Genomic DNA, 24,500 nt, shown 5'->3' on the forward strand with positions numbered 1-24,500 from the left:
GCGGGAGCGCTCCGGGGGTCCGGCGCGCTCGGTGGGGCGGGACAACAGCGACCAACCTACGCGCCCGGAGGCCCCGAAGGGCCGCCTGATGGCCCCGGAGCGGGAGTCTCGGGCGAGAAATCTCGGAAATTGTCGACAAAGCGTCAATCCTGCCGTCCGGCACCGGTGTCGGGCCCGGACCGGTCGGTCCGGGCTCCACGGCGGATCCGTCCCGGCCGGTCCCGGCGGCCGGCGACGGCGCTACTTGCCGAAGACGCTGTTCACCCAGTCCCGCGCCGAGTCGAACCAGCCCACGACGTTGTCCCAGTAGTGCGGCAGCGGGGTGAAGTTCCACAGCGCCACCCCGGCCAGGGTCAGCACCAGCAGCACCATCAGGCAGCCCTTGAGGCAGCCGAGCCCCGGGATGTACATCCGGTTGCGGCTGCGCGGGCGCGGCTCGCGGGCCGGCGCCGGCTCACGGCGGCGGGCCGGCTCGCGCGGCGGCTCCTCGCGCCGCGGCGGGGCCTCCCGGTACTGCGGCGCCGACGGCTCGGCCCGGCGCGGCGCCGGGGAGGGCGGGGGCGGCGGGTAGCCGCCCTGCGACTGGCCGTACCCCGCCGGGGCCTGCCGCCGGCCGCCGGGCGGCTGCGGGCGGCCGCGCTGGGGGCCCTGCCCGTCCTGGCCGGCCTGCCCGCCTCGTCCGGCCTGGTAGGGCGGCGGGGCAACCGGCGGGCGCTGCGCGTAGCCGGGCGGTGGCGGAGCCTGCCCGTAGCCGGCCGGCGGCTGCACCTGGTGGCCGGGCCGGCCGCCCGGCGCTCCCTGACCGGCCTGGTAGGGCGGCGGGGCGACCTGCGGCTCGCCGTACTCCTCGTAGTCCTCCGGGCCGAAGTAGCCGACCTGGGTCTGCTGGTTGCGGTCCCGCGCCGCGCGCAGCTGGGTCTGCCACGGGTGCGGCGCCTCCTCCTGCGGCCCGGGGGGCGCGGTGGACGGGGGCGGCGGCACGGCGGTGGGCGGCAGCACCTGGGTGCGGTCCGCGCTGCCGTACGGGGGCGCGGGCGGCGGCTGGGTGCCCATCACCCGGGTCGCCGCGGCCGGGTCGTACGCGGGGGCGCCGGGGGCGCTCGGCGGCAGCACCTGGGTGCGGGCCTCGGTGCCGCCCGGAACGGCCGGGACGGCGCCGGGCACGGTGGTGGGCTGCGGGTCCGGCTGGAGCAGGGCGGCGACCGCCAGCGCCTCGTCCACCGCCGCCGGGGAGGCGTGCACGCCGACCCCGGCCGCGACCACCCGCAGGGCGCGGGCCAGCGAGGTGGCGCTCGGCCGCTGGGCCGGGTCCTTGCGCAGGCAGCGCTCGATCACCGTCCAGAGCGGCTCGGGCATGGTGCTGGGCCGCTGCGGCTCCTGCGCGAGGTGGGCCTGGAGGACGGCGAGCGCACTGTCGCCCTGGAACGGCTGGCGGCCGGTGACCAGCTCGAACAGCATGATCCCGGCGCCGTACACGTCCACCGCGGAGGTCTGCGGGCGGCCCTCGGCGGACTCCGGCGCGACGTAGGCGGGGGTGCCGACGAACTCGTGGGTGCGGGTGACGCCCGGGGAGTCGGCGAGGCGGGCGATGCCGAAGTCGGTGAGCAGCGGGTGCATCTGCTCGATGCCGTTGACCACCGTGGAGGCGAGCAGCACGTTGGCCGGCTTGAGGTCGCGGTGGACGATCCCGTCCGCGTGGCTGGCCGCCAGCGCGTCCGCGACCTGCGCCATCAGCAGGGCGCCCGCGATCGGGCTGAACGGGCCGTTGGCGCGCAGGTAGCGGGCCAGGTCGGGGCCCTCCACCAGGTCCATCACCAGGGCCAGCAGCTCGCCCTCGACGACCAGGTCGCGGACCCGGACGATGTTCGGGTGGGTCAGCCGCAGCAGCAGTGAGCGCTCACGCAGGAAGCGCATCACGACGTCCGGGTCGGCGGCCAGCTCCTCGCGCAGCACCTTGATCGCCACCCGCTGGCCGGGCTCGCTGCCCGGCACCTGGACGTCCTCGCGCACCACGCCGCGCCAGACGGTGCCGGTCGCACCCCGTCCGAGGGTCTCATCCAGCAGATACTTGCTGCCGACTGGCCGCACCTGTCGCACTCCTCGCCGTGCCGCCCGCGCGGGGCGCTCCTCCGCCGGTGCGGTGAGCCTGCCGGGCCCGTGTCTGCGGCCACTCTAACGGTGTCCGTTCGGGTTTTTGAGGTGACCGGCAGGCCATCCGAGCAGGGTTGGGGGACATCCCCTAGGGGACACCCGGAGCGGGTCGAGGGGCCAGCTCAGGAGGGCGGGAGGGGGGTGGTTGACCTGACTCACCGCCACCTCCACCATGACGATGATCGCAAGATCGTCAAATCCGGTACGGTGCGCGGACCGTCCGTGCCGGATGGCAGGATGGACACTCGCCACTCGTGTGGCCCAATGGGGTCGCCGCGTCCGCCCGGTGCGTGCGCGACGGCGCCGGGGTACCAGGCTTCACACCAGCAGAAGGGACCCGCGGGCGAGATGCAGATCCGGCTGACCGTCCTCCGACCGCGCAGCGGCCCGGCCGCCGCCGGCTCCGCCATCCCCTACGTGGACGTGCTGGTCACCGCGCCCGTCGGCACCGCGCTCGGCGCCATCGCCGGCGCCCTCGCCGGCGCCGTGGGCGTGCGCGGACCGCGGGCCGCCACCCACGTGCACCTGTACGCCGGGGCGCACCGGGTGGACGAGCACACCCTGCTCGGCCACCCCCCGCTGCTCGACGGAGCCGTCCTCAGCCTCAACGAACCCGACCCCACCGCCGACGACCCCGACGACACCCCCGCCGTCGCCGAACTTCGCGTCGTCGGCGGCCCCGACGCCGGCGGCGTGCACCGGCTGCACGGCCGGGAGATCCGGATCGGCCGTTCCGGTGAGGCCGACGTCCCCATCGACGACCCGGACGTCTCCCGGCTGCACCTCGCGCTGCACATCGCCGAGGACGGCCGGGTCGCCGTCCGCGACCTCGGGTCCACCAACGGCACCACCCTCGACGGCCGGCTCGTGCCGCCCTGCCCGCCCGAGGCGGCCGTCCCGCTGGAGCCCGGCGCCCTGCTGCGGATCGGCGAATCGACGCTGCAGGTCACCGCCCCCGACCCGGCCGAACCCGCCGGTGCCGTCCGCGCCGCCCTGCCCGACGGCCACGGGCACCTCCAGCTCGCCGCACCCGGCCCGGCCCGGCCCGCACCACCGGTGGTCGAGCCGCCCGTCGCCCCCGAACCCGCCCCGGGCCGGAGCCGCGGCCTGTTCTCGCTGCTGCCCGGCCGCACCGCCGAGCCGCCCGGCCAGGAGAGCGCCGAACGCCACCACGCCGCCGTACGGCTGCGCCAGACCGCCGCCCAGCGCGAACGCTGGCCCGACCTCGCCAGCCTGCTGCTCAACGCCGTCGGTCCCGGCCCCCGGCTGTGGGAGCGCGGCCCCGGCCACCCCGACGCGCTCACCCTGCGCCTGGGCACCGCCGACCGCCCCGGCGGCCCCGGCACCACGCCCGGCACCACGCTGCCCGCCGTCCCGGTCACCCTCGACCTGCAGACCGCCGGCAGCCTCGGCCTCTGCGGGCCGCGCGAGCGCCTGGACGCACTCACCCGCGCCGTCGTCGCCCAGCTCGCCGCCCTGCACCCGCCGACCGGCCTGAGCCTGGTCGTGGTCGACGCCGACTCGGCCCGCACCCCGGAGGAGCGCGTCGACACCTGGGCCTGGGCCCTGTGGCTGCCCCACCTGCGCCCGGCCGACGGCCAGGACTGCCGCCTGCTGATCGGCCTCGACGACGAACAGGCCACCGCCCGGCTGACCGAGCTCACCGCCCGGCTCAGCGGCCCCAGCGGCCTCGGCGGCCACGCCGCCACCGTGGTCGTGGTCGACGGCCGCCCGGCCTCCGAGACCGCCAGGCAGGCGCTCGACCTGCTGCTGCGCCAGGGCCCCGCGGTCGGGATCTTCCCGGTCTGCCTCGCCGAACAGCCCGAGCTGCTCCCCCGGGGCCTCGGCGCGACCGCCCTGATCACCGGCGAGGTCGGCACCCAGCTCTCGCTCGACCGCCCGGTCGCCCGCGGCCGCGAGACCCTGCACGAGGTCTCGCTGGACGCCGTCTCCGACGCCTGGGCCGAACGGCTGGCCCGCGTCCTCGCCCCGCTGCGCGAGGCAGCCCCGGCCGTCCGCGGCCCGCTGCCGGACGCGCTGCGCCTGCTCGACCTGCTGCAGCTCGACACCGTCACCCCGGCCAAGCTGTCCGCCCGCTGGGCCGCGCACGCGGGCGGCATCGGCGCCGCCACCGCACTGCTCGGCACCACCCGGGACGAGCTGTGCACGCTCGACCTGGCCGACCCCGAACTCGCCCTGCCCTCCCCCGACCCGGGCGGCCCGCACCTGCTGATCGGCGGCGCCCGCGGCTCCGGCAAGACCGAACTGCTGCGCACCCTGGTCGCCTCGCTCGCGGTCTCCGAGCGCCCCGAGCGGCTGGCCGTCACGATCATCGAGGGCCGGCCCACCGAGGAAGGCCTGGACGGCTGCACCGAGCTGCCGCACGTGACCGGCCTGGTGAACGCCGGCGCCGATCCCCGGGCCGCGCTGCTCGCGGCCGAGGCGCTGGAGGACGAACTCGACCTGCGGGAGCGGCTGTTCGACGGCCTGGACTTCGCCTCCTGGCACGCCGCGCGCATCCTGGACGACCGCCACGGCCTGGACGACCGGCACGCGCTGGACGAGCGGCCCGAACCGGCGGAGCACCCGCAGGTGCCCGTGCCCGCCACCGTCGGAGCCGCGGCCGCCCCGGCGACCCGGGTCATCGCGCAGCGCAGCGCGGAGGGCCCCCGGCCCGGCGCCGCCCCCGCGACGCCCGCCCCGGCGACGCCCGTCCCGGCCCGCCTGGTCGTCGTCGTGGACGACTACGACGCCCTGCTCTCCCCCACCTCCCCGGCCGGCCGGCCGCTCGCCCGCGCACTCGCCGACGTCGCCCGCCGCGGCGGGGCGCTCGGCATCCACCTCGCCGTCGCCACCGGCCGCCCGGAGGACAGCGCGGGCAGCGAGGTGGACGAGGCCGCCCTGCTGCGGATCGCGCTGCGCACCGACGACCCGGCCGACTCCGACCTGTTGATCCACCTGGGCGACGCGGCCGCCCTCCCCGAGGACACCCCCGGCCGCGGCTACCTGCGGCTGCCGGACGGCGGCGTCACCGCCTTCCAGACCGCCCGGATCAGCGGTCGCATCCCGCGCACCGCCACCCTGCGCCCGACGGTGGTCGCGGTGGACCCGCTGCAGCTCGGCGCCCCGCCCGCCCGCCGGCCGGTCCGCGAGCTCGGCAACGGCCCCACCGACCTCGCCCTCCTGGCCAGCGCCCTCCAGCGCGCCGCCGCCCAGCGCTGAGCGGGCGGGTCGCACCGCCGGCGTACGACGGAGGGCCCCGACGAACCGGGCGGTTCGTCGGGGCCCTCCGCGGCCGGTCAGCCGGTCAGCCGCACTTCAGCTCGCGGTTGACCAGGGCCATCCCGGCGACGTTTCCGCCGTCCATGGTGAACTCGTACTGCCAGCCCTGCTGGCCCTCCACCGGGAGGACGTACTTGCCGCTCTTGGCCGACTGGAGGCCCTTGGCGCCGTAGGCCTGCTGCAAGGCCTCCAGGGTGGCACCGGCGCCGATGCCCTCGGCCGTCCTCGCCTCGGCCGGGGCGACCAGCTCGCGCAGGCCGGCCGCGGCGAAGGAGACACGGCCGGTGGCCAGGTACGCCTTCTCCTTGGTCTCCCGGGCCACCATCAGGTCGACGATGGACTGCGTCGCGTCCGCCATCAGCTTGGCGGTGGCCGCCGAGTCCTTGGCCGCGGCGGCCGAGCCGGCGGCGGCCGCCGCCGCGTCCTTCGCGGAGGCGTTCGGCGGCACGGTGCCCGCCGGGGCGGGCGCCTTGCCGGAGGCCGCGTCGGCCTTGGCGTTCAGGTCCTTGTAGCGGGCCTCGGTGGCCGCCTCCGCGGTCATCCGGGCCTGGTCGGGCGCCGGGCCGCCCTTGTAGACGAAGTCCGTGCAGCCGTCGAGCAGCGAGACCGGCGCGGTCTCCAGCGCGCCGGTGGCCAGGCCGGCGTCCTTCGTCGTGCCGGGCTTCAGGCCGCGGTAGCCGGCCGCCGAGAAGGCCTCCGGCCCCTTGGTCGTGGGCGCCGCCGAGGGCGCGCCTGCCGTCGCCGCCGCGCCGGCCCCGGCCGCGCCCTTCTTGTCGTCGGACGTACAGGCTGCCGCTCCGGCGACCAGCAGCACCACCGAGATGCCCACGCCCACCGCGCGGACCGGAGCTCGGTTCTTCCCCATGTCGTGATCCCCCTTGATCGTTCGGGATCACCGTAGCGAAGGTCGGCCCACGATCCACAACCGGTTGCCGCGCGGTACGCGGAAGGGCCCGCGTCCGTGGACGCGGGCCCTTCCGTGCGGCTGTCCGTCAGCGCATCGAACCGGTGCGCAGCAGGGTGCGGATGACGCGCATCGCGACCGAGAGGCTGGACAGCTCGTAGTTGTCCGAACCCCTTATGTCGTCGAGGGTGCTCTTGGCGCGGTTGAGCAGGGTGGCGTTGAGCTCCGACCAGGCGGTGTAGCGCTCCTCCGGGGTGGCGCCGTCGGGGCCGCAGGCCAGGATGTCGGCGGTCAGCGCCGCGTGCGCCGCGAACAGGTCCTCGCGGATCGCGGCCCGGGCCATCGACGACCAGCGGTCGGTGCGGGGCAGCTCGATGATGCGGTCGAGCAGGTGCGAGATCTGCAGCCGGTCGCCCAGGTCGTAGTAGAGCTCGGCGACGTCGGCGACATCCTTGCCGGAGCGGTCCGCGACCTCGGTGATGTCCAGGGTCGGGAAGACCGAGGAGAGGCCGGCGATCCGGGTGACCAGCTCCTCCGGCACCCCGGCCGCGGCGAGTTCGCCGTGGATGGACTCGAACCAGGCCAGGTCCTCGCCGCGGAGCGGCTTGGGCAGCGAGCCCCAGACCTGGTTGACCCGGTCGTGGAAGAACTCGATGGTCCCGGCGATGTCGAGCGGCTGGCGGCGGTTGTTGAGCATCCACCGGGTGGCGCGCTCGACCAGGCGGCGCGAGTGCAGGCGCATCTTGGTCTGCACCCGGGCCGGGACCCGGTTGTCCAGGCCCTCGATCTCGCCCCAGATCGTCTCCAGGCCGAAGACGGCCCGCGCGGCGGTGTGCGTCCGGGCGATCTCCTCGTAGGTCGCGCCGGTCTCCTCCTTCAGGCGGAAGGCGAAGGTGCAGCCACCGCGGTTGATCGTGTCGTTGACGATCAGCGTGGTGATGATCTCGCGGCGCAGCGCGTGGTTGTCGATCGCGTCGGCGAACCGGGCCCGCAGCGCGCTGGGGAAGTAGTCGTGCAGCGCGGTGCGGAAGTACGGGTCGTCGGGCAGGTCGGTGGCGAGCAGCTCGTCGGCCAGGATGATCTTGGTGTAGGCGAGCAGCACGGACATCTCGGGCTGGGAGAGCCCGCGGCCGTTCTGCTGGCGGTCACGGATCTGGCGCTCGGTGGGCAGGAACTCCAGCCCCCGGTCGAGACGGCCGGCCGCCTCGAAGCGGTTGATCATCCGCGCGTGGACGTTGACCATGCTGTGTGCCTGGGCGACGGCGTTGGCCAGCACCACGTTCTGCGCGTAGTTGTTGCGCAGCACCAGGTGGCCGACCTCGTCGGTCATCTCGGCCAGCAGGACGTTGCGCTGCTTGACCGTCATGTCGCCCTCGGCGACGACCTGGTTGAGCAGGATCTTGATGTTGACCTCGTGGTCCGAGGTGTCCACACCGGCCGAGTTGTCGATCGCGTCGGTGTTGATCCAGCCGCCGGTACCCTCCGGGCCGCCGGTGGCCGCGTACTCGATGCGGCCGAGCTGGGTGCAGCCGAGGTTGCCGCCCTCGCCGATGACCCGGGCCCGGACCTGCTCGCCGTTGACGCGGATCGCGTCGTTGGCCTTGTCGCCGACCTCGGCGTTGGTCTCGATGGAGGCCTTGACGTAGGTGCCGATGCCGCCGTTCCAGAACAGGTCGACCGGTGCCTGCAGGATCGCCTTCATCAGCTCGGCCGGGGTGAGCTTGCCCGTCTGGACGCCGAGGGCGGCCCGGGCCTGCGGGGTCAGCTGGATCGCCTTCGCCGAGCGGGGGTACACCCCGCCGCCGGCCGAGATCAGCGACTTGTCGTAGTCGTCCCAGGAGCTGCGCGGCAGGTCGAAGAGGCGGCGGCGCTCGGCGTACGAGGCGGCCGCGTCCGGGTTGGGGTCGATGAAGATGTGGCGGTGGTCGAAGGCGGCGACCAGGCGGATGTGCTCGCTGAGCAGCATGCCGTTGCCGAAGACGTCGCCGGACATGTCGCCGATGCCGATGACGGTGAAGTCCTCGGACTGGGTGTCGACGCCGAGCTCGCGGAAGTTGCGCTTGACCGACTCCCAGGCGCCGCGGGCGGTGATGCCCATGCCCTTGTGGTCGTAGCCGGCCGAGCCGCCGGAGGCGAACGCGTCGCCCAGCCAGAAGCCGTACGACTCCGCGACGCCGTTGGCGATGTCGGAGAAGGTCGCGGTGCCCTTGTCGGCGGCGACGACCAGGTAGGTGTCGTCCTCGTCGTGGCGGACCACGTCGGCCGGGTGGACGACCGCGCCGCCGACCAGGTTGTCGGTGATGTCGAGCAGCGCCGAGATGAAGGTCTTGTACGAGGAGATGCCCTCGGCCAGCCAGGCGTCGCGGTCCACCGACGGGTCCGGCAGCTGCTTGGCGACGAAGCCGCCCTTGGCGCCGACCGGCACGATGACGGTGTTCTTGACCATCTGCGCCTTGACCAGGCCCAGGATCTCGGTGCGGAAGTCCTCGCGCCGGTCGGACCAGCGCAGACCGCCGCGGGCGACCTTGCCGAAGCGCAGGTGCACGCCCTCGACCTGCGGGGAGTAGACCCAGATCTCGAACGCCGGGCGCGGGGCCGGCAGGTCCGGGACGGCCTTCGGGTCGAACTTCATCGACACGTAGGAGTGCCACTCGCCGTCGGCGGCGTGCTGGAAGAAGTTGGTCCGCAGGGTGGCCTTGATGAGGTTCAGGAAGGAGCGCAGGATGCGGTCCTCGTCCAGCGAGACGACCTCGTCGAGGGCCCCGGTCAGCTCCTCCAGGATGCCCTCGGTCAGCTCCAGGGCGCCCGAGCGGTGGCTCGGGCTCAGCCGCGCCTCGAACAGGTTGACCAGCAGGCGGGTGGTGTGGGTGTTGTTGCGGAGCGCGTCCTCCATGTAGTCCTGGGAGAACGTGGAGCCCGCCTGGCGAAGGTACTTGGCGTACGCGCGGAGCATCATCGTCTGGCGCCAGGTCAGCCCGGCGGTCAGCACCAGCTCGTTGAAGCCGTCGTTCTCGGCCTTGCCCGTCCAGGTGGCGGCGAAGGTCTCCTGGAAGCGGTCGCGGGCCTCGTCGGTGAGCTCGGTGGCCTCGCGCAGCTTCAGACCGAAGTCGTAGACCCACGCCGTGGTGCCGTCGGAGCGGCGCAGCGCGTACGGGTGCTCGTCGAGCACCTCGACGCCCAGGCGCTGGAGCACCGGCAGGACCTCGGTGAGCGAGATCGGGCCGCCGACGCGGTAGATCTTGAAGCGGCGCTCGTCGTCGCCGGCGCCGACGGGCTGGTACAGGTTCAGGCGGAAGTCGCCCTCGCCGTGCAGCGACTCGATCTGCTTGATGTCGGAGACGGCGGTGCGCGGCGGGAAGTCGGCGCGGTAGCCGTCGGGGAAGGCGTTGGCGTACTTGTGGCCGAGTTCGGCGGCCTTCTCCTCGCCGAGCTCCAGGTGCAGCTGGTCGTGGAAGCCGTCCATCCAGAACCGGGCGGCCTCGGCCAGTCGGTTCTCGATCCGCTCGATGTCGGAGTCGGTGAGCCGGGGCAGCTCGGTGCCCGGGGCGACCCGGACCACGAAGTGCAGGCGGGTCAGCACCGACTCGGTGGCGTACACCGTGTAGTCGATGGTGGCGCCGTTCAGCTCTTCCTTGAGGATGTCGGTGAGCAGCAGCCGGATCCGCGTGGTGTAGCGGTCGCGCGGCAGGTAGATGAAGGCGGAGAAGTAGCGCCCGTACTCGTCCTGACGCAGGAAGAGGCGCAGCTTACGGCGCTCCTGCAGGTAGAGCACGCTGGTGGCGATGGAGAGCAGCTCGGAGGCCGGGGTCTGGAAGATCTCGTCCCGCGGGAAGGTCTCCATGATCTGCAGCAGGTCGCGGCCGTCGTGGCTCTCGCCGGAGAAGCCGGAGTCCTCCAGCACGGCCTGGACCTTGCGGCGCACGACCGGGATGCGGGTGACGGACTCGGTGTAGGCCGCGGAGGAGAACAGGCCGAGGAAGCGGCGCTCGCCGATCGGCTCACCGGCGGCGTTGAACTTCTTCACGCCGACGTAGTCCAGGTAGGCCGGGCGGTGCACGGTGGCACGGCTGTTGGCCTTGGTCAGGACGAGCAGCTTCTTCTCGTGGGCCTTGGCGCGCACCGGCGCGGAGAGCCGGCCGAAGGCCTCGCTGACCGAGTGGTGGCGGTCGTCGTGGCTGTGCGGGTCGGAGCGCAGGATGCCGAGGCCGGTCCCGGCGACGGCCTTGAGGACCTCCTCGCCCTCGTGCTCGACCAGGTCGTACTCGCGGTAGCCGAGGAAGGTGAAGTGGTCGTCGGCGAGCCAGCGCATCAGCTCCCAGGCCTCGCCGACCTCCTGCTCGGGCAGGCCGGCCGGGGGCTCCTCGGCCAGTTCGTCGGCCAGGCGCAGCGCGCTCTCGCGCATCTTGGCCCAGTCCTCGACGACCTCGCGGACGTCTCCGAGCACGCGGCGCAGGTTGCCCTCGATGGTGCGCAGGTCGTCGCGGTCGGTCTCGCGGTCGATCTCGATGTGCATCCACGACTCGACGGTCGCGTCGGCGGGCCACTCGGTGCCGGCGGCCTGGCTGCGGGAGCAGGCGTCGACGTCCAGGATCTCCAGCAGCTTGCCGGTGATGTCACGGCGGACGACCAGCTGGGGGTGGATCACGATGTGGATGCCGCGGTCCTGGCGGGACAGCTCGTTGGTGACGGAGTCGACCAGGAAGGACATGTCGTCCGTGACGACCTCGACGACCGTGTGGCCGCAGGACCAGCCGTTCTCCTCGACCGAGGGGGTGTAGACCCGCACCTCGGCGGTGCCCTGCGGGCGCTTGAGGCCCAGGCGGTAGTGGGAGGCGGCCGCGCCGTAGACGTCGACCGGGTCGCGGTCGACCAGGTCCTCGGGCGCGGTGTGGAGGTAGTAGTGGTGCAGGTACGCGGTCAGAGCGCCGTTGCTCAGACCCTCCCCCGGCGCCGCTCCCCCCACCTGGCTGTTCTCAGCGGCTGCGGCTGCCTTCTTGAGCAGTTCGGCCTTGGCTGCGTCCAGCTTGGTCTGCATGACTTCTTGGCTCCTGTCGCGCGCCGTTGCGTGACTCGGTTGGTGTGTGGGTGTACACCGACGGGTCAGCCGCAATCCTGCCGCACTATCCGACTGAAAGGGGCTCATGGCGCGCATGAAACGTCCTCCCAGTGGGTAGGACGACACGTTCGTCCTGCAAGCCACCCGACGACGCCAGCCAGCCTAACCGGATCAATCGAAGGTGGACAGGGACGGGGAGGCGCAAACCTGCAGGATGTCGGGTCCGTCCTGGACAGCATGTCCAAACCGGAGGCTCATGTTCACTCTCGGCCCATGTGCGGGTATCGGTGCTGGGTCGGAGGTACGAAGGACTCCTTGATCGACCGCGCCGAGGTCCACCGCAGGAGGTTCTGGGCGGCACCGGCCTTGTCGTTGGTGCCGGAGGCCCGGCCCCCGCCGAAGGGCTGCTGGCCGACGACGGCACCGGTGGGTTTGTCGTTGATGTAGAAGTTCCCGGCGGCGAACCGCAGCTCCTCGACGGCCTGGGCGATGGCGTAACGATCCTGCGCGATCACCGAGCCGGTCAGGCCGTACGGTGCCCCGCCGTCGACCCGGCGGAGGACGTCGTCCCAGCGGGAGTCCTCGTACACGTGGACGGCGAGGATCGGCCCGAAGTACTCGGTCCGGAAGATCTCGCCCCGGTGGTCCGAGGAGACCAGGACGGTGGGCCGGACGAACCAGCCGATCGCGTCGTCGTACTGGCCGCCGGCCGCGAGCTCGACCGTCGGGTCCGCCTTGGCGCGCTCGATGGCGTCCCGGTTCCGCTCGAAGGCGCGCCGGTCGATCAGGGCGCCCATGAAGTTGGACAGGTCGGTGACGTCGCCCACCGCGAGCGCGTCCACCTCCGCCAGGAAGTCGTCCTTGATCCTCTGCCAGAGGCTGCGCGGCAGGTAGGCCCGGGACAGCGCGGAGCACTTCTGGCCCTGGTACTCGAAGGCGCCGCGGAGCAGCGCGGTCCTCAGGATCTCCGGGTCGGCCGAGCGGTGGGCCAGCAGGAAGTCCTTGCCGCCGGTCTCGCCGACGATCCTCGGGTACGTGCGGTAGCCGCCGATGTTGGCGCCGACGGTCTGCCACAGCGACTGGAAGGTGGCGGTGGAGCCGGTGAAGTGCAGCCCGGCGAGCGCCGGGTCGGCCAGCGCGACCGGCGAGACCTGCAAGCCGTCGCCGGTGACCATGTTGATCACCCCCGGCGGCAGGCCGGCCGCCTCCAGCAGCCGCATCAGGTGGTGGGCGGCCAGGGTCTGGGTCGGCGCGGGCTTCCAGACCACGGTGTTGCCCATCAGCGCGGGCGCGGTGGGCAGGTTGCCGGCGATCGCGGTGAAGTTGAACGGGGTCACCGCGTAGACGAAGCCCTCCAGCGGGCGGTGGTCGGTGCGGTTCCACACGCCGGGCGAGGAGATCGGCTGGTCGGCCAGGATCCGCCGGGCGAAGTGCACGTTGAACCGCCAGAAGTCGATCAGCTCGCAGGCGGAGTCGATCTCGGCCTGCTGCGCGGTCTTGGACTGGCCGAGCATGGTGGCCGCGTTGAGCGTCTCCCGCCAGGGCCCGGCGAGCAGGTCGGCGGCGCGCAGGAAGACCGCCGCCCGGTCGTCGAAGGAGAGCGAGCGCCACTGCCGCCCGGCGGCCAGCGCGGCGTCCACCGCGGCCCTGGCGTCCTCCCGGGTGGCGTTGCCGAGCACGCCGAGCTTGGCCGCGTGGTGGTGCGGCTGCACGACCTCGATCCGCTCGCCGCCGCCGAAGCGCTGCTCACCACCGATGGTCATCGGCAGCGGGACCTGCTCGGCCGCCAGCTCGTCCAGCCGGCGGACCAGCCGGTCCCGCTCCGCACTGCCGGGTGCGTACCCGTGCACCGGCTCGTTGACCGGGGTCGGCACCTCGGTGACTGCGTCGATGGGCATGGCGGCTCCGTCCTGCTGGTTGCTCGGCTGTCGGTCCAGCCTGACCAGCGACGGCCCGGTCCGCCCGCTCAGACACGCGGACGGCGGACGTGGCGCCCGCCACTGCGGTCACGCCCGGGGGGCTCAGCGGGTGAGCCGGCCCGCCAGTTCGACCGCCTCGGCCAGGGTGTCCACCACGGGGACGCCGACCGGCTCCAGCTTCTCCCGGGTGTGCGAGCCGCCGGTGTACAGCACCGCCCGCGCGCCCACGCTCAGCGCCGCCAGGGCGTCGTCCGCGGCGTCGCCGATGAGGACCGTACGGGCCGGGTCCACCTGCTCGCCGAGCGCGCCCAGATGCCGCACCAGGTGCTCCGCCTTCTGCCCGCCGGCCGGGCCGCTGCGGCCGTCCACCCGCAGGAAGTGGCCGGTCAGACCGAAGGTCTCGACCAGCGGCACCAGCTTGTCGTGCACGTACAGCGACAGCAGCGACTGACTGTGCCCGGCCGCCTGCCAGTCGGCCATCAGCTCGCGGGCGCCGTCGGTCAGCCCGCAGGACGGGCTCAGCTCGCGGTAGCGGTCGTGGAAGGCGCCGTCCAGCTCCAGCCACTCCTGCGCGGAGGGCTCCCGGCCGAGCAGCCGCTGGTAGAAGCGCGGGATCGGGATCTCGTACTGCTCGCGGTACTCCTGCAGGCTCATCGGCCCGACGCCGATGGTCGCGAACGCGGCGTTGCTCGCCCCGAGCACCGCTTCCATGTCGTGGAAGAGGGTGCCGTTCCAGTCCCAAACGATGTGAGTGCGCACGGGGAACAACGGTAACGCCGGGCACCGATGCGCCGGTAGGGCGGAACTCACGCACCCGCCCCACCCGGCTCGCCGGGCGTGCGCCCGGGGCGCACGGGGGCGACCCGGGCGGCCGGTGTGCCGGCTCAGGCGAACAGCGCGGGGATCTCCTGGGTCGCGAACCAGAGCAGGTCGTGGTCCTCGGCGCCGTCCACGGTGAACTGGGCGTCCTGGTCGCCCGCGTCGGCCGCGGCCACCGCCGCCACCGCGGCGGCGACGTCCGTGACCACTTCGTCGTCGGACACGTCCGCGTGCACCGCGGCCGCCTTGGCCAGCCGCACCGGGCCGGCCAGCACCACCCGGCCGAGCGAGGCCTGGTCCTGGTACTCGTCGCCGGGGAACGGCCGCACGGACGCGTCGGCCACGTCCAGCGCCACCACGACCCGGCGGCGCGGGGCGTCCGGGTCGGCAGCCAGCAGCCGCAGGGAGGACTGCGCGGCCCGGTTGAGCGCCGCGTACTCCAGTTCCTCGATGTCGTCGCTGACGTACCACTCGCGCAGCGCGGGGGTCACGGCGTACGCCGCGGACTGCTCCAGGGCGCCGCCCTCGTGCGCCGCCGCCAGGCCGGTCAGGGTGGTGGGCACGTACACGCGCATCGGTGGCACTCTCCGGTTCGATCCAGCGGGCTTCGTCCAGCGGAACGGATTCTCCAGCGCCCCAAGAATAAGCTCCGCGGGGCTCCCGTGATCACCCCCGGTCCGGGCCCGGTCACCGTGCGGCCCGCAGCGCCTCCCGGCTGGTGCGCAGCGCGCATTCCAGGACGGCTCCGCGACGGGCCGGGTCCATCATGTTCGGGCCCATCACCGCCAGGTCCGCCAGGGTCGGCGCGAGCAGCCGCACCCGGACGCCCTCGGCCCGCAGCAGCGCGGCCTCGCGCAGCAGCTGCCGGGTGACGGCGCGGCGGTAGCGGCTGACCAGCTGGGCCAGTACGCCGCGCGGGCGGTCCCGGTCGCGCCACTCGCGCAGCGCGGTCAGGGTGTCGCGCCCGCGTCCGGCCGCACCGGCCGCCGCGGCGCGCCCGGCCCTCGCGGGCCCGGGGTCCAGCCGCAGGGCCATCGGGGCCAGCACGTACACCTCGTCCAGGCCGCGGCCGAGCATCAGGTCGGCATTGGTGGCCGACCAGCAGCCGCCGTCCACGTACGCCGAACCGTTCAGGCGCACCGGCGCGAACCAGCCGGGGATGGCGCAGGAGGCCATCACGGCGTCGGCGACCGCGACCGCCGGGGCGTCCGGGTCGCCGAAGACCACCCGGTGGCCGCTGCGGTAGTCCACGGCCGCCACCCGCAGCGGTGAGCCCGCCGCCGGCACCGTCCCGCCACCCGCGCCGGGGACGGCCCGGTCCGCGTCCCCCTCCGGGTCCGCGACCGGGTCCGGGTCCGGGTCCGGGTCCGGCCAGCCGGCCGGGCCGAGCAGCCCGCGCACCAGCTCGCCGACCGGGGCCAGCGAGCCTCGGCCGTGCGGCGCCATCGCCGAGACCATGGTCAGCAGCGGGTACTCGCGCGGGTGCCGGACGGCGTCGCGCAGCAGGCCCGGCGAGCCGATGCCGGCCCGCGGCCTGGGCGGCAGCGCACCGCCGACCGCGGTGTCGTAGTCGAAGGCGAGCCCGGCCAGCGGGCCGTCGGCGACCGGCAGGCCGCGCTGGTGGTCGCGCAGCTGTTCGGGGTGGACGCCGCCGGACAGCATCGCGGCGAGGATCGCGCCCGCCGAGGTGCCGAGCAGGACGTCGGCGTCGCCGGGCCGACGCCCGGTGGCCTCCTCGACGGCGCACAGCGCGCCGACCGTCCAGGCCGCGCCGAGCATCCCGCCGCCGCCCAGCACCAGGCCCCGCCGGGGTGCGCCCCCGGCGCGCGGCGCGGCGCCCGCGACCGTCGGGGCCGGCACCGCTGCTGCTACCCGTGTCGTCGTCATTCCGCCCGCCCGTCGTCCTGGGGGCGTCTGTCAGCTCCCCGCGGTTCCCGGTCAGGCTCCGATGGTGCGCGCCGGGGCGGGACGGCGCAATGCGACGCCCCGGCGCCGCCACCCGGTCCGCCCAGTCGGACCGTCCCCTTTCGAGCCGTACGAACGGCCCCCGGCCGTCAACCCGGTGCCCTCCGATAGCCGCCCCGACCCGTCACCGCACTGGCCGATTCACCCGGATAGGTGAATCCGGGAGCGGGCTCCGACCGCTCCGGAAAGGCGTTGCCGCGCCACGGGCGGCGCCCCCAGCCTGGACCCGTCCGTACCCGCACCACCCCGTCGAGGAGCCACCGTGACCACCCACCCCGCCACCCGCCCGCCCCGCCGCCCGCGCACCGTCGGCGGCGCCTGCGACCCGGCCGGGCGCCACCCCCGGCACCCGCGCACCGCCTGCGCCGGCGTCGGCGCCGGCGCCCCCACGGCCGACCCCCGGGCGCTGGCCTCCCGCTTCGCCCACCAGCTGGTCGAGGTGCTCACCGGCGCGCGGCCCTCCGGGCAGCTGATGCGGCACACCAGCCTGGACGGCTACGGGCAGCTCGCCTCGCTGGTCCGGACGGGCGCGCTGCGCCGCGGCGGGGCCGCCGACCGGCCCCGGCTCGGCCCGGTGCACGACCGCTCGCCCTCGCCCGACGCGGTCGAGGCCTGCGTCCGGGTCGACCTGGGCCGCCGGCACCACATGGTGGCCTTCCGGCTGGAGCAGCGCGGCCCGGCCGGGCAGTGGCAGTGCACCGCCGTGGAGGCCCGGTGACCGCACGCGACCGGGGGACGGCGCAGGGCGCCGCCCCCGTCCGGGAGCGGCGCCCTGTGCGGCGTCCTGCCTGGTGTCCCGCGGCCCCTGCGGGCCGCGCGGCCGGCTCAGGCCTTGCGGCGGCGGCCCTTGGCCGACTTGGCGGCCTTGCGACGCTCGGCGCGGGTCATCCCGTCGCCCTCGTCCTCCGGCGCGAGGTCCTCGAAGTCGCCCTCGACCACACCGCCGCCGACCTCCTCCGAGGGGGCCGTGTAGTGCAGCCGCTGCGGCTTCGGGGCCTCCAGGCCCTTGGCCTTGATCTCCGGGCGGGCGGCGTCCTTCTCCAGCTTGTCGAGCACCACCTGGGCGTCCTCGACCGGGACCTCCTCGACCTGCTGCTCGACCTGGACCTCCAGGTTGAACAGGTAGCCGACGGACTCCTCCTTGATGCCCTCCATCATCGCGGTGAACATGTCGAAGCCCTCGCGCTGGTACTCGACCAGCGGGTCGCGCTGCGCCATGGCCCGCAGGCCGATGCCCTCCTGGAGGTAGTCCATCTCGTAGAGGTGCTCGCGCCAGCGGCGGTCCAGCACCGACAGCACGACCCGGCGCTCCAGCTCGCGCATGATCTCCTCGCCGAGCTGGTCCTCACGGGCGCCGTACTGCGCCTGGATGTCCTCCTGGACGACCTTGACCAGGAACTCGGGGGTCAGGCCGGCCGGACCGCCGACCTCCTCCTCCAGCTCCGCCAGGTCCAGGGCGACCGGGTAGAGCTGCTTGAGCGCGGTCCAGAGCTTGTCCAGGTCCCAGTCGTCCTCGAAGCCCTCGCCGGTGGCCGCCTTGACGTAGGCCTCGACGGTGTCGTCCATGAAGTGGCCGACCTGCTCCTGCAGGTCCTCGCCCTCCAGCACGCGGCGGCGCTCGCCGTAGATGACCTCGCGCTGGCGGTTGAGCACCTCGTCGTACTTGAGGACGTTCTTGCGGATCTCGAAGTTCTGCTGCTCGACCTGGGTCTGCGCGGAGGCGATCGCGCGGGTGACCATCTTGGACTCGATCGGCACGTCCTCGGGCACGTTGGCCATCGAGAGCACGCGCTCGACCATGCCGGCCTTGAACAGGCGCATCAGGTCGTCGCCCAGCGACAGGTAGAAGCGGGACTCGCCCGGGTCGCCCTGACGGCCGGAGCGGCCGCGCAGCTGGTTGTCGATCCGGCGGGACTCGTGCCGCTCGGTGCCGAGGACGTAGAGGCCGCCGGCCTCCTTGACCTCGTCCTGCTCGGCCTTGACCGAGACCTTGGCCTTCTCCAGGGCGGCCGGGAAGGAGGCCTCGTACTCGTCCGGAGTGTCGGTCGGGGTGAGCCCGCGCTGCGCCAGCTCGGCGGCGGCCAGGTGGTCGGGGTTGCCGCCCAGCATGATGTCGGTGCCGCGGCCGGCCATGTTCGTGGCGACGGTCACGGCGCCCTTGCGGCCGGCCTGCGCGACGATCTGCGCCTCGCGCTCGTGGTGCTTGGCGTTCAGCACCTCGTGCGGGATGCCGCGCTTGCGCAGCTCCTGCGACAGGTACTCGGACTTCTCGACCGACACGGTGCCGACCAGCACCGGCTGGCCCTTCTCGTGCTTCTCGGCGATGTCCTCGACCACGGCGGCGAACTTGGCCGGCTCCGACTTGTAGATCAGGTCGGGCTGGTCGATGCGCAGCGGCGTCTTGTTGGTCGGGATCGGCACCACGCCGAGCTTGTAGATCTGGTGGAACTCGGCGGCCTCGGTGGTGCCGGTACCGGTCATGCCCGCGAGCTTGCTGTACAGGCGGAAGAAGTTCTGCAGGGTGATGGTGGCCAGGGTCTGGTTCTCGTTCTGGACCTCCACCCCCTCCTTGGCCTCGATCGCCTGGTGCATGCCCTCGTTGTAGCGGCGGCCGGCCAGGATGCGGCCGGTGTGTTCGTCGACGATCATGACTTCGCCGTTCATGACGACGTAGTCCTTGTCCGCCTTGTACAGCTCCTTGGCCTTGATGGCGTTGTTCAGGAAGCCGACCAGCGGGGTGTTCACCGACTCGTAGAGGTTGTCGATGCCGAGGTAGTCCTCGACCCGGCTGACGCCGTCCTCCAGGATGCCGACGGTGCGCTTCTTCTCGTCGACCTCGTAGTCGCGGTCGATCTTCAGGCGCTGCACCAGCTTGGCGAAGTCGGCGTACCACTTGGTCGCCTGGTCGGCCGGGCCGGAGATGATCAGCGGGGTGCGGGCCTCGTCGATGAGGATCGAGTCGACCTCGTCGACGACCGCGAAGTTGTGGCCGCGCTGGACGAGTTCGTCCTTCGACCAGGCCATGTTGTCGCGCAGGTAGTCGAAGCCGAACTCGTTGTTGGTGCCGTACGTGATGTCCATCCCGTACTGGACCTTGCGCTCGGCGGGCGTCATGTTCCCGAGGATCACGCCGACTTCGAGACCGAGGAAGCGGTGCACCCGGCCCATCCACTCCGAGTCGCGCTCGGCGAGGTAGTCGTTGACGGTGATCAGGTGGACGCCCTTGCCGGTCAGCGCGTTCAGGTACGCCGGGAGGGTGCCGACGAGGGTCTTGCCCTCACCGGTGCGCATCTCGGCGACGTACCCGTGGTGCAGGGCCGCGCCACCCATGAGCTGGACGTCGTAGTGCCGCTGGCCGAGCACGCGCTTGGCGGCCTCGCGGACGGTGGCGAACGCCTCGGGGAGGATGTCGTCCAGGCTCTCGCCGTCCGCGATCCGCTGCTTGTACTCGTCGGTCAGCGCGCGCAGCTCGGCGTCGGTGAGGTTGACGAAGTCCTCTTCGATGGAGTTGACCTGGGCAGCAATCCGCTGCAGCTTGCGAAGGATCTTGCCCTCGCCGGCGCGCAGGATCTTGTCGAAGACGGACACTTGAGCGGGCTCCTTGCCTGTATTGGCACTGGACGACTGCACGGGGGGTCCACCCCACCGCACGGGCCATCGTATGCGAGGAGTCCAATGCCCCGGGAGGTGCGTCAGCACGGTATTCCCGTGTCACCCGCGCGAGCACATGACCCGATAGCACCGTCCACCGGGACAAAAGGGTCGGCAGGTCCAGGAGTTGGCCGCATATTCGGATGCCCGCTTTCCGTGCACGGCGGAATAATCCGTTCATGGCAGAAACCCTCACCGAACCGGTCACCCTCACCACCGAGCGCCTCGTCCTGCGGGCCCCGCAGGAATCGGACGTCGACGCCGTCTTCGCTGCCTGCCAGGACCCGGAGATCCAGCGCTGGACGGTGGTTCCCTCTCCGTACCGGCGCGAGGACGCGGAGTTCTTCGTACGCGATCTCGCCACCGAGGGCTGGCGCACCGGCGCGAACCGGATCTGGTGCGTGTTCGAGCGCGGATCCGGCGCCCTGGTCGGTTCCCAGGGGCTGGTCCTGCGCGAGAACGACCCGGGCTGCGCCGAGATCGGCTGGTGGGCCGTGAAGGAGTTCCGCGGCCGCGGCTACACCACCGAGGCCGCCCGCGCCGTCTCCCGCTTCGGTCTGCGCGAGCTCGGCCTGCGCCGCCTGGAGTGGCAGGCCTACGTCGGCAACGACGGCTCCCGCGCGGTCGCCGAGCGGGCCGGCTACCGCTTCGAGGGCACGCTGCGCTCGTACGCCGAGCAGCGCGGCGTCTTCCACGACGCCTGGGTCGCCTCGCTGCTGCCCTCCGACCTGGGCTGAGGACGGGCCCGGGGCCGCTGTCGGTGCCCCGGACTACGCTCGCCGGCATGACCGCCGCAGCCGCGCCCAGCACCCCCGTCACCGTCCTGAGCGCCGACGAAGCCCGCCGGATCGCCCTGCGCGCCCAGGGGCTGCTCGGCGCGCCCGACCGCCGGGCCGGGGTGCGCGGGGTGCTGCGGCACCTGGGCGCCGTCCAACTGGACACCATCTCGGTGCTCGCCCGTTCCCACGAGCTGGTGCCGTACGCCCGCCTCGGCGCGGTCGGCCGCCCGGCGGTCGAGGCGGCGTACTGGGGCGGCGGCACGAGCTTCGAGTACTGGTCGCACGCGGCCTGCGTCCTGCCGGTCGAGGAGTGGCCGCTGTTCGCCTTCCGGCGCCGCCACTACCGCGCCCGCGGCCACCTGTGGGGAGGCCACCAGGTCACGCCCGAGACCTACCGCCTGGTGCTCGACAAGCTGCGCGCCGAGGGACCGTTGACCTCGACCGAGCTGGGCGGCGCCAAGAAGACCGCCGAGTGGTGGGACTGGTCCGACACCAAGATCGCGGTCGAACGGGCACTGGCCTTCGGCGACGTGGTCTGCACCGAGCGCCGGAGCTGGAAGCGGGTCTACGCGCTGGCCGAACAGGCCGTCCCGGACGCGCTGTTCGGCCAGGAGCCGCCGGACGAGGAGTGCGTGCGCACGCTGGTCGGCCAGGCCGGCGCCGCACTCGGAGTGGCCACCCGGGCCGACCTCCAGGACTACCACCGTTTGCGCGCCGAGCAGTTGGACGCGGTGCTCGCCGACTCCGGGCTCGTCCCGGTCGAGGTGGCCGGCTGGGGCCCGGACGGCGCCCCGGCCCCCGCCTGGGCCGACCCGGCCGCCCTGGCCACCACCCCGCGCGGGCGCCACCGCACCACGCTGCTCTCGCCGTTCGACTCGCTGGTCTGGGACCGCCCGCGGACGGAGCGGATCTTCGCCATGGAGCACCGGCTGGAGGCCTACACCCCCAAGCACAAGCGGGTGCACGGCTACTTCGCGATGCCGCTGCTGGCCGGCGGCCGGCTGGTCGGCCGGGTCGACCCGGCCCGCGAGGGCCGCACCCTGGTCGCCCGGCAGATCTCGCTCACCGGGGACCGGGGGCGGGACGCCCGGTACGTCGAGCCGCTGGCGACGGCCCTGCGCGAGGCGGCCGCCTGGGTCGGCTGCGACACCGTGCGGGTCGGGGCGCTGCACGACGAGCGGCTGCGCCCGGCCCTGGAGAAGCTGCTGGCGTGAGCGCGGCCGGCTCACCCTATTTCGAGGATCTTCTCCCGCATCGCGTACACCACCGCCTCCATCCTGGAATGCAGTTGGAGCTTCTCCAGGATGTTGCGCACGTGGTTCTTCACGGTGTTCTCGCTGATGAACAGCTCTTTGGCGATCTCCCGGTTGTTCATCCCGGTCGCCACCAGCTTGAGCACCTCCAGCTCCCGGTCGGTGAGCCGGGGCGCGGGCACCAAGTCCCGGTCGTCGGACCGTCGCTGGATCATCGACTTGAACTCGGTGAGCAGCTTGGAGGCCATCGACGGGCTGATCTGCGACTGCCCGTCGGCGACCGCGCGGATCGCCGTGGCGACCTCGTCGGTGGAGATCTCCTTGAGCAGGTAGCCGGTGGCCCCCGCCTTGATCGCCTCGTAGAGGTCGGCCTCCTCGTCGCTTATCGTCAGCATGATGATCTTGGTGCTGGGTGCCACGTCCTTGATCGCCGTGCAGGCCTCGATCCCGCTGCGCCGCGGCATCCGGACGTCCATCAGGATGATGTCCGGCAGCAGGTCGGCGGCCTTCAGCACCGCCTCGGCGCCGTCCCCCGCCTCGCCGACGACCTTGATGTCCTGCTCCTCGGCGAGGACGATCTCCAGCCCCCGCCGGAACAGGGCGTGGTCGTCCACCACCAGCACACGGATCGGCTCACCCCGGCGCGGCGCGTACGCGGGCTCCTCCTCCGGCCCCAACGGCAGCCCGGGCCCAGCCGCGGGCCCCAGCCCGAAGTGATCCCCCATCCGCTCCTCCCCCTTCGCGGGTCGTCGTGCGCCAATCATTCCACGCCCGGCAGCCGCCGAGGTCACCCTCCGGCACCGATTCCCCCGCATCGGGTGACCCCGGCCCCGGACCCGACCGCGTTCGAACCACCCCGCCCCCGGAACGCCGGTGACCCCGGCGGTCGCTGCCACCGGGGTCACCCCTCCATCACCGCTCGGACGGTCAGTCCTCGTCGTCGGCCTCGCCGATCGCGCCGCCCGCGCCACTGCCCGGCCCGGCCTGCAGGTCCGTCTGCAGGTGGATGACACCGTAGTTGTAGCCGTGCCGGCGGTAGACGACGCTGGGCAGGCCGCTGTCCTTCTCCACGAAGAGGTAGAAGTCGTGGCCGACCAGTTCCATCTCGTAGAGCGCCTGGTCCAGCGCCATGGGGGCGGCCGGGTGCGTCTTCTCCCGGACCACCAGCGGGCCTTCGCCCTCCACTTCCAGGGATCCCATCATGGTCTTGCGGACGGCGCCGTTGGTCCCGCTCTCCAGCGTCGACGGCTCCGGCAGCGCGGCCAGGGACGCGGTCGCCTCGGCGACGCTGATGGGGGTGCGGCCGTTCGCGCCGCCCTTGTGCACCCGGCGCCGGTCTGCGGACTTGCGCAGCTGCGCGTCGAGCTTCGCCGAAGCCAGGTCGAGCGCCGCGTACGGGTCGGCGGCGGCGGCTTCGGCCCGGATCACCGGCCCACGGGTACGGAGAGTGATCTCCACCCGCTCCGACCGGTCGGCCTGCCGCGGGTTGTGCTCCTTGGACACCTCGACGTCGAGGCTGATCACCTTGCCGTCGAACTTCTGGACCTTCTCCAGCTTCTCGGCCACGTGCTCGCGGAACCTCTTGGGCACCTCGGTCTTGCGGCCCTTGACGACGATGTCCACGCAGAACTCCGATCCCTCGTGCTGACGCCGATCCGGGTGCTACCGGATCGGGCTGAGACCCAGCTGGACCAGCCCATCCACTGCCGGCCCCCCGCCCCGCCGCCAGCGGCGGAAACGACTGGCCCTCACCTCACTTCCTCCCCACCAGGGACGGTTGAAACCCCCTGGAGCCTTATCGAACACCTCACAGGGGGTTTTCGCCTCCCCAGGCGAGAAACGGGGTATGACCCGATACTGCGAGCGGGCGGTCAAGCTGTTGCACCCTGTCTACCCTCCCATGAGTGAAGTATCGGTAAATACCTGGACAACACCCCCCATACGGCGGATCCTTTGCTCACTCCCCGTGCCTGCCGCCGCCAGGAGCAGCCGTGCCACCGCACCCCTCGCCCCCTCGTCCACCGTCCGGCCACGGACCGTTCGGCCACGCACTGGCCGGGCTGCTGGACGTCCTGCTCCCCGCGAACTGCGCCGGCTGCGGCAGCGAACGCACCCAGCTCTGCCCGGCCTGCCGGCACGTCCTGGCCGCCGCACGGCCCGGCCCCACCCTGCTGCCCTGGGCGCACGCCGCAGCCCCCTACGGCGACCCGGTCCGGCAGTTGCTGCTCGCCCACAAGGAACGCGGCGCACTACGACTGGCCGGCCCGCTCGGCGAGGCCCTCGGCCGGGCCGTGTGCTCCGCCCTGGGAGCGCGGGCCGGCACCGCGCCGCTGCTGCTGGTGCCGATGCCCTCGGCCCGCGCGGCCGTCCGCGCCCGCGGCCACGACCCGACGCTGCGACTGGCCGGGGCCGCCGCCCGCTCGCTGCGCCGGGCCGGCCTGGACGCCCGGGCCGCGGCGCTGCTGCGGCACGCCCGCCCGGTCGCCGACCAGACCGGGCTGAACGCGGCGGAGCGGCGCCGCAACCTGCACGGCGCGCTCACCGTGCTGCCGCGCGCCCGGGCGGGCCTGGCGGGCCGTCACCCCGTCCTGGTGGACGACCTGGTGACCACCGGGGCCAGCCTCGCCGAGGCCGCCCGGGCGCTGGCCGACGCCGGCCTGCCGGCCCGGGCCGGCGCCGCGGTCGCGGCCACCTCGATGCGCCCGGCGGGCTGACCGCCAC

Annotated in this window: 15 protein-coding genes; 5 read left to right on the plus strand and 10 right to left on the minus strand. The window is 73.5% G+C overall.

The window, feature by feature from the left end:
• Positions 1-240: 240 nt before the first annotated feature.
• The gene (locus AB0D10_RS09100; protein ID WP_360253485.1) at positions 241-2,088 is read right to left on the minus strand and encodes a protein kinase; all 1,848 of its coding nucleotides are present in this window, start codon (positions 2,086-2,088) and stop codon (positions 241-243) included.
• A gap of 411 nt (positions 2,089-2,499) precedes the next feature.
• Here AB0D10_RS09100 and AB0D10_RS09105 point away from each other — a divergent pair, with 411 nt between their 5' ends.
• Positions 2,500-5,373 carry an FtsK/SpoIIIE domain-containing protein gene (locus AB0D10_RS09105; RefSeq protein WP_360253487.1) on the plus strand — a complete coding sequence of 958 codons (2,874 nt, stop codon included), beginning with the start codon at positions 2,500-2,502 and terminating at the stop codon, positions 5,371-5,373.
• 85 nt (positions 5,374-5,458) lie between these two features.
• Here AB0D10_RS09105 and AB0D10_RS09110 read toward each other — a convergent pair whose 3' ends face one another.
• The 6 genes from AB0D10_RS09110 to AB0D10_RS09135 form a co-directional block, all read right to left on the minus strand.
• On the minus strand, positions 5,459-6,298 hold the full coding sequence (locus tag AB0D10_RS09110; protein ID WP_360253489.1) for a hypothetical protein: 840 nt from the start codon (positions 6,296-6,298) through the stop codon (positions 5,459-5,461).
• Positions 6,299-6,425: 127 nt separating this feature from the next.
• A complete protein-coding gene (locus tag AB0D10_RS09115; RefSeq protein WP_360253491.1) occupies positions 6,426-11,372 on the minus strand; it encodes an NAD-glutamate dehydrogenase in 4,947 nt (1,648 codons plus the stop codon).
• Positions 11,373-11,653: 281 nt separating this feature from the next.
• Entirely contained in the window at positions 11,654-13,285 is a 1,632-nt protein-coding gene (pruA, locus tag AB0D10_RS09120; protein WP_360253553.1) for an L-glutamate gamma-semialdehyde dehydrogenase, read from the minus strand.
• A 129-nt stretch (positions 13,286-13,414) separates the two neighbouring features.
• Complete coding sequence (locus tag AB0D10_RS09125; RefSeq protein WP_360253493.1) at positions 13,415-14,071, minus strand: HAD family hydrolase; 657 nt, start codon at positions 14,069-14,071, stop codon at positions 13,415-13,417.
• Positions 14,072-14,196: 125 nt separating this feature from the next.
• Positions 14,197-14,706, minus strand: a complete 510-nt coding sequence (locus AB0D10_RS09130) for a hypothetical protein (protein ID WP_360253495.1) — start codon at positions 14,704-14,706, stop codon at positions 14,197-14,199.
• A gap of 112 nt (positions 14,707-14,818) precedes the next feature.
• On the minus strand, positions 14,819-16,018 hold the full coding sequence (locus tag AB0D10_RS09135) for a patatin-like phospholipase family protein (RefSeq protein WP_360253497.1): 1,200 nt from the start codon (positions 16,016-16,018) through the stop codon (positions 14,819-14,821).
• 340 nt (positions 16,019-16,358) lie between these two features.
• Here AB0D10_RS09135 and AB0D10_RS09140 point away from each other — a divergent pair, with 340 nt between their 5' ends.
• Positions 16,359-16,814: an Rv3235 family protein gene (locus AB0D10_RS09140; protein ID WP_360253499.1), complete on the plus strand. Its 456-nt coding sequence runs from the start codon at positions 16,359-16,361 to the stop codon at positions 16,812-16,814.
• A gap of 107 nt (positions 16,815-16,921) precedes the next feature.
• Here the strand turns inward: AB0D10_RS09140 and secA are convergent, their stop codons facing one another.
• Entirely contained in the window at positions 16,922-19,684 is a 2,763-nt protein-coding gene (gene secA / locus AB0D10_RS09145; protein WP_360253501.1) for a preprotein translocase subunit SecA, read from the minus strand.
• A 242-nt stretch (positions 19,685-19,926) separates the two neighbouring features.
• On the opposite strand from secA, the gene AB0D10_RS09150 reads away from it, so the two are divergent.
• Positions 19,927-20,484 (plus strand): GNAT family N-acetyltransferase, encoded by a 558-nt coding sequence (locus tag AB0D10_RS09150; protein WP_360253503.1) that lies wholly within the window; start codon positions 19,927-19,929, stop codon positions 20,482-20,484.
• Between the two features lie 47 nt (positions 20,485-20,531).
• Positions 20,532-21,740 carry a crosslink repair DNA glycosylase YcaQ family protein gene (locus AB0D10_RS09155; protein WP_360253505.1) on the plus strand — a complete coding sequence of 403 codons (1,209 nt, stop codon included), beginning with the start codon at positions 20,532-20,534 and terminating at the stop codon, positions 21,738-21,740.
• Between the two features lie 11 nt (positions 21,741-21,751).
• On the opposite strand, the gene AB0D10_RS09160 is transcribed toward AB0D10_RS09155, so the two are convergent.
• Both AB0D10_RS09160 and raiA read right to left on the minus strand, forming a co-directional pair.
• Complete coding sequence (locus AB0D10_RS09160; protein ID WP_360253507.1) at positions 21,752-22,543, minus strand: response regulator transcription factor; 792 nt, start codon at positions 22,541-22,543, stop codon at positions 21,752-21,754.
• A gap of 163 nt (positions 22,544-22,706) precedes the next feature.
• Complete coding sequence (gene raiA, locus AB0D10_RS09165) at positions 22,707-23,402, minus strand: ribosome-associated translation inhibitor RaiA (RefSeq protein ID WP_360253509.1); 696 nt, start codon at positions 23,400-23,402, stop codon at positions 22,707-22,709.
• Positions 23,403-23,770: 368 nt separating this feature from the next.
• Here raiA and AB0D10_RS09170 point away from each other — a divergent pair, with 368 nt between their 5' ends.
• Complete coding sequence (locus AB0D10_RS09170; protein WP_360253511.1) at positions 23,771-24,493, plus strand: phosphoribosyltransferase family protein; 723 nt, start codon at positions 23,771-23,773, stop codon at positions 24,491-24,493.
• The last annotated feature ends 7 nt before the right edge of the window (positions 24,494-24,500 follow it).

Origin of the sequence: Kitasatospora sp. NPDC048545 (assembly GCF_040651155.1) — a bacterium.
Classification (GTDB): domain Bacteria; phylum Actinomycetota; class Actinomycetes; order Streptomycetales; family Streptomycetaceae; genus Kitasatospora.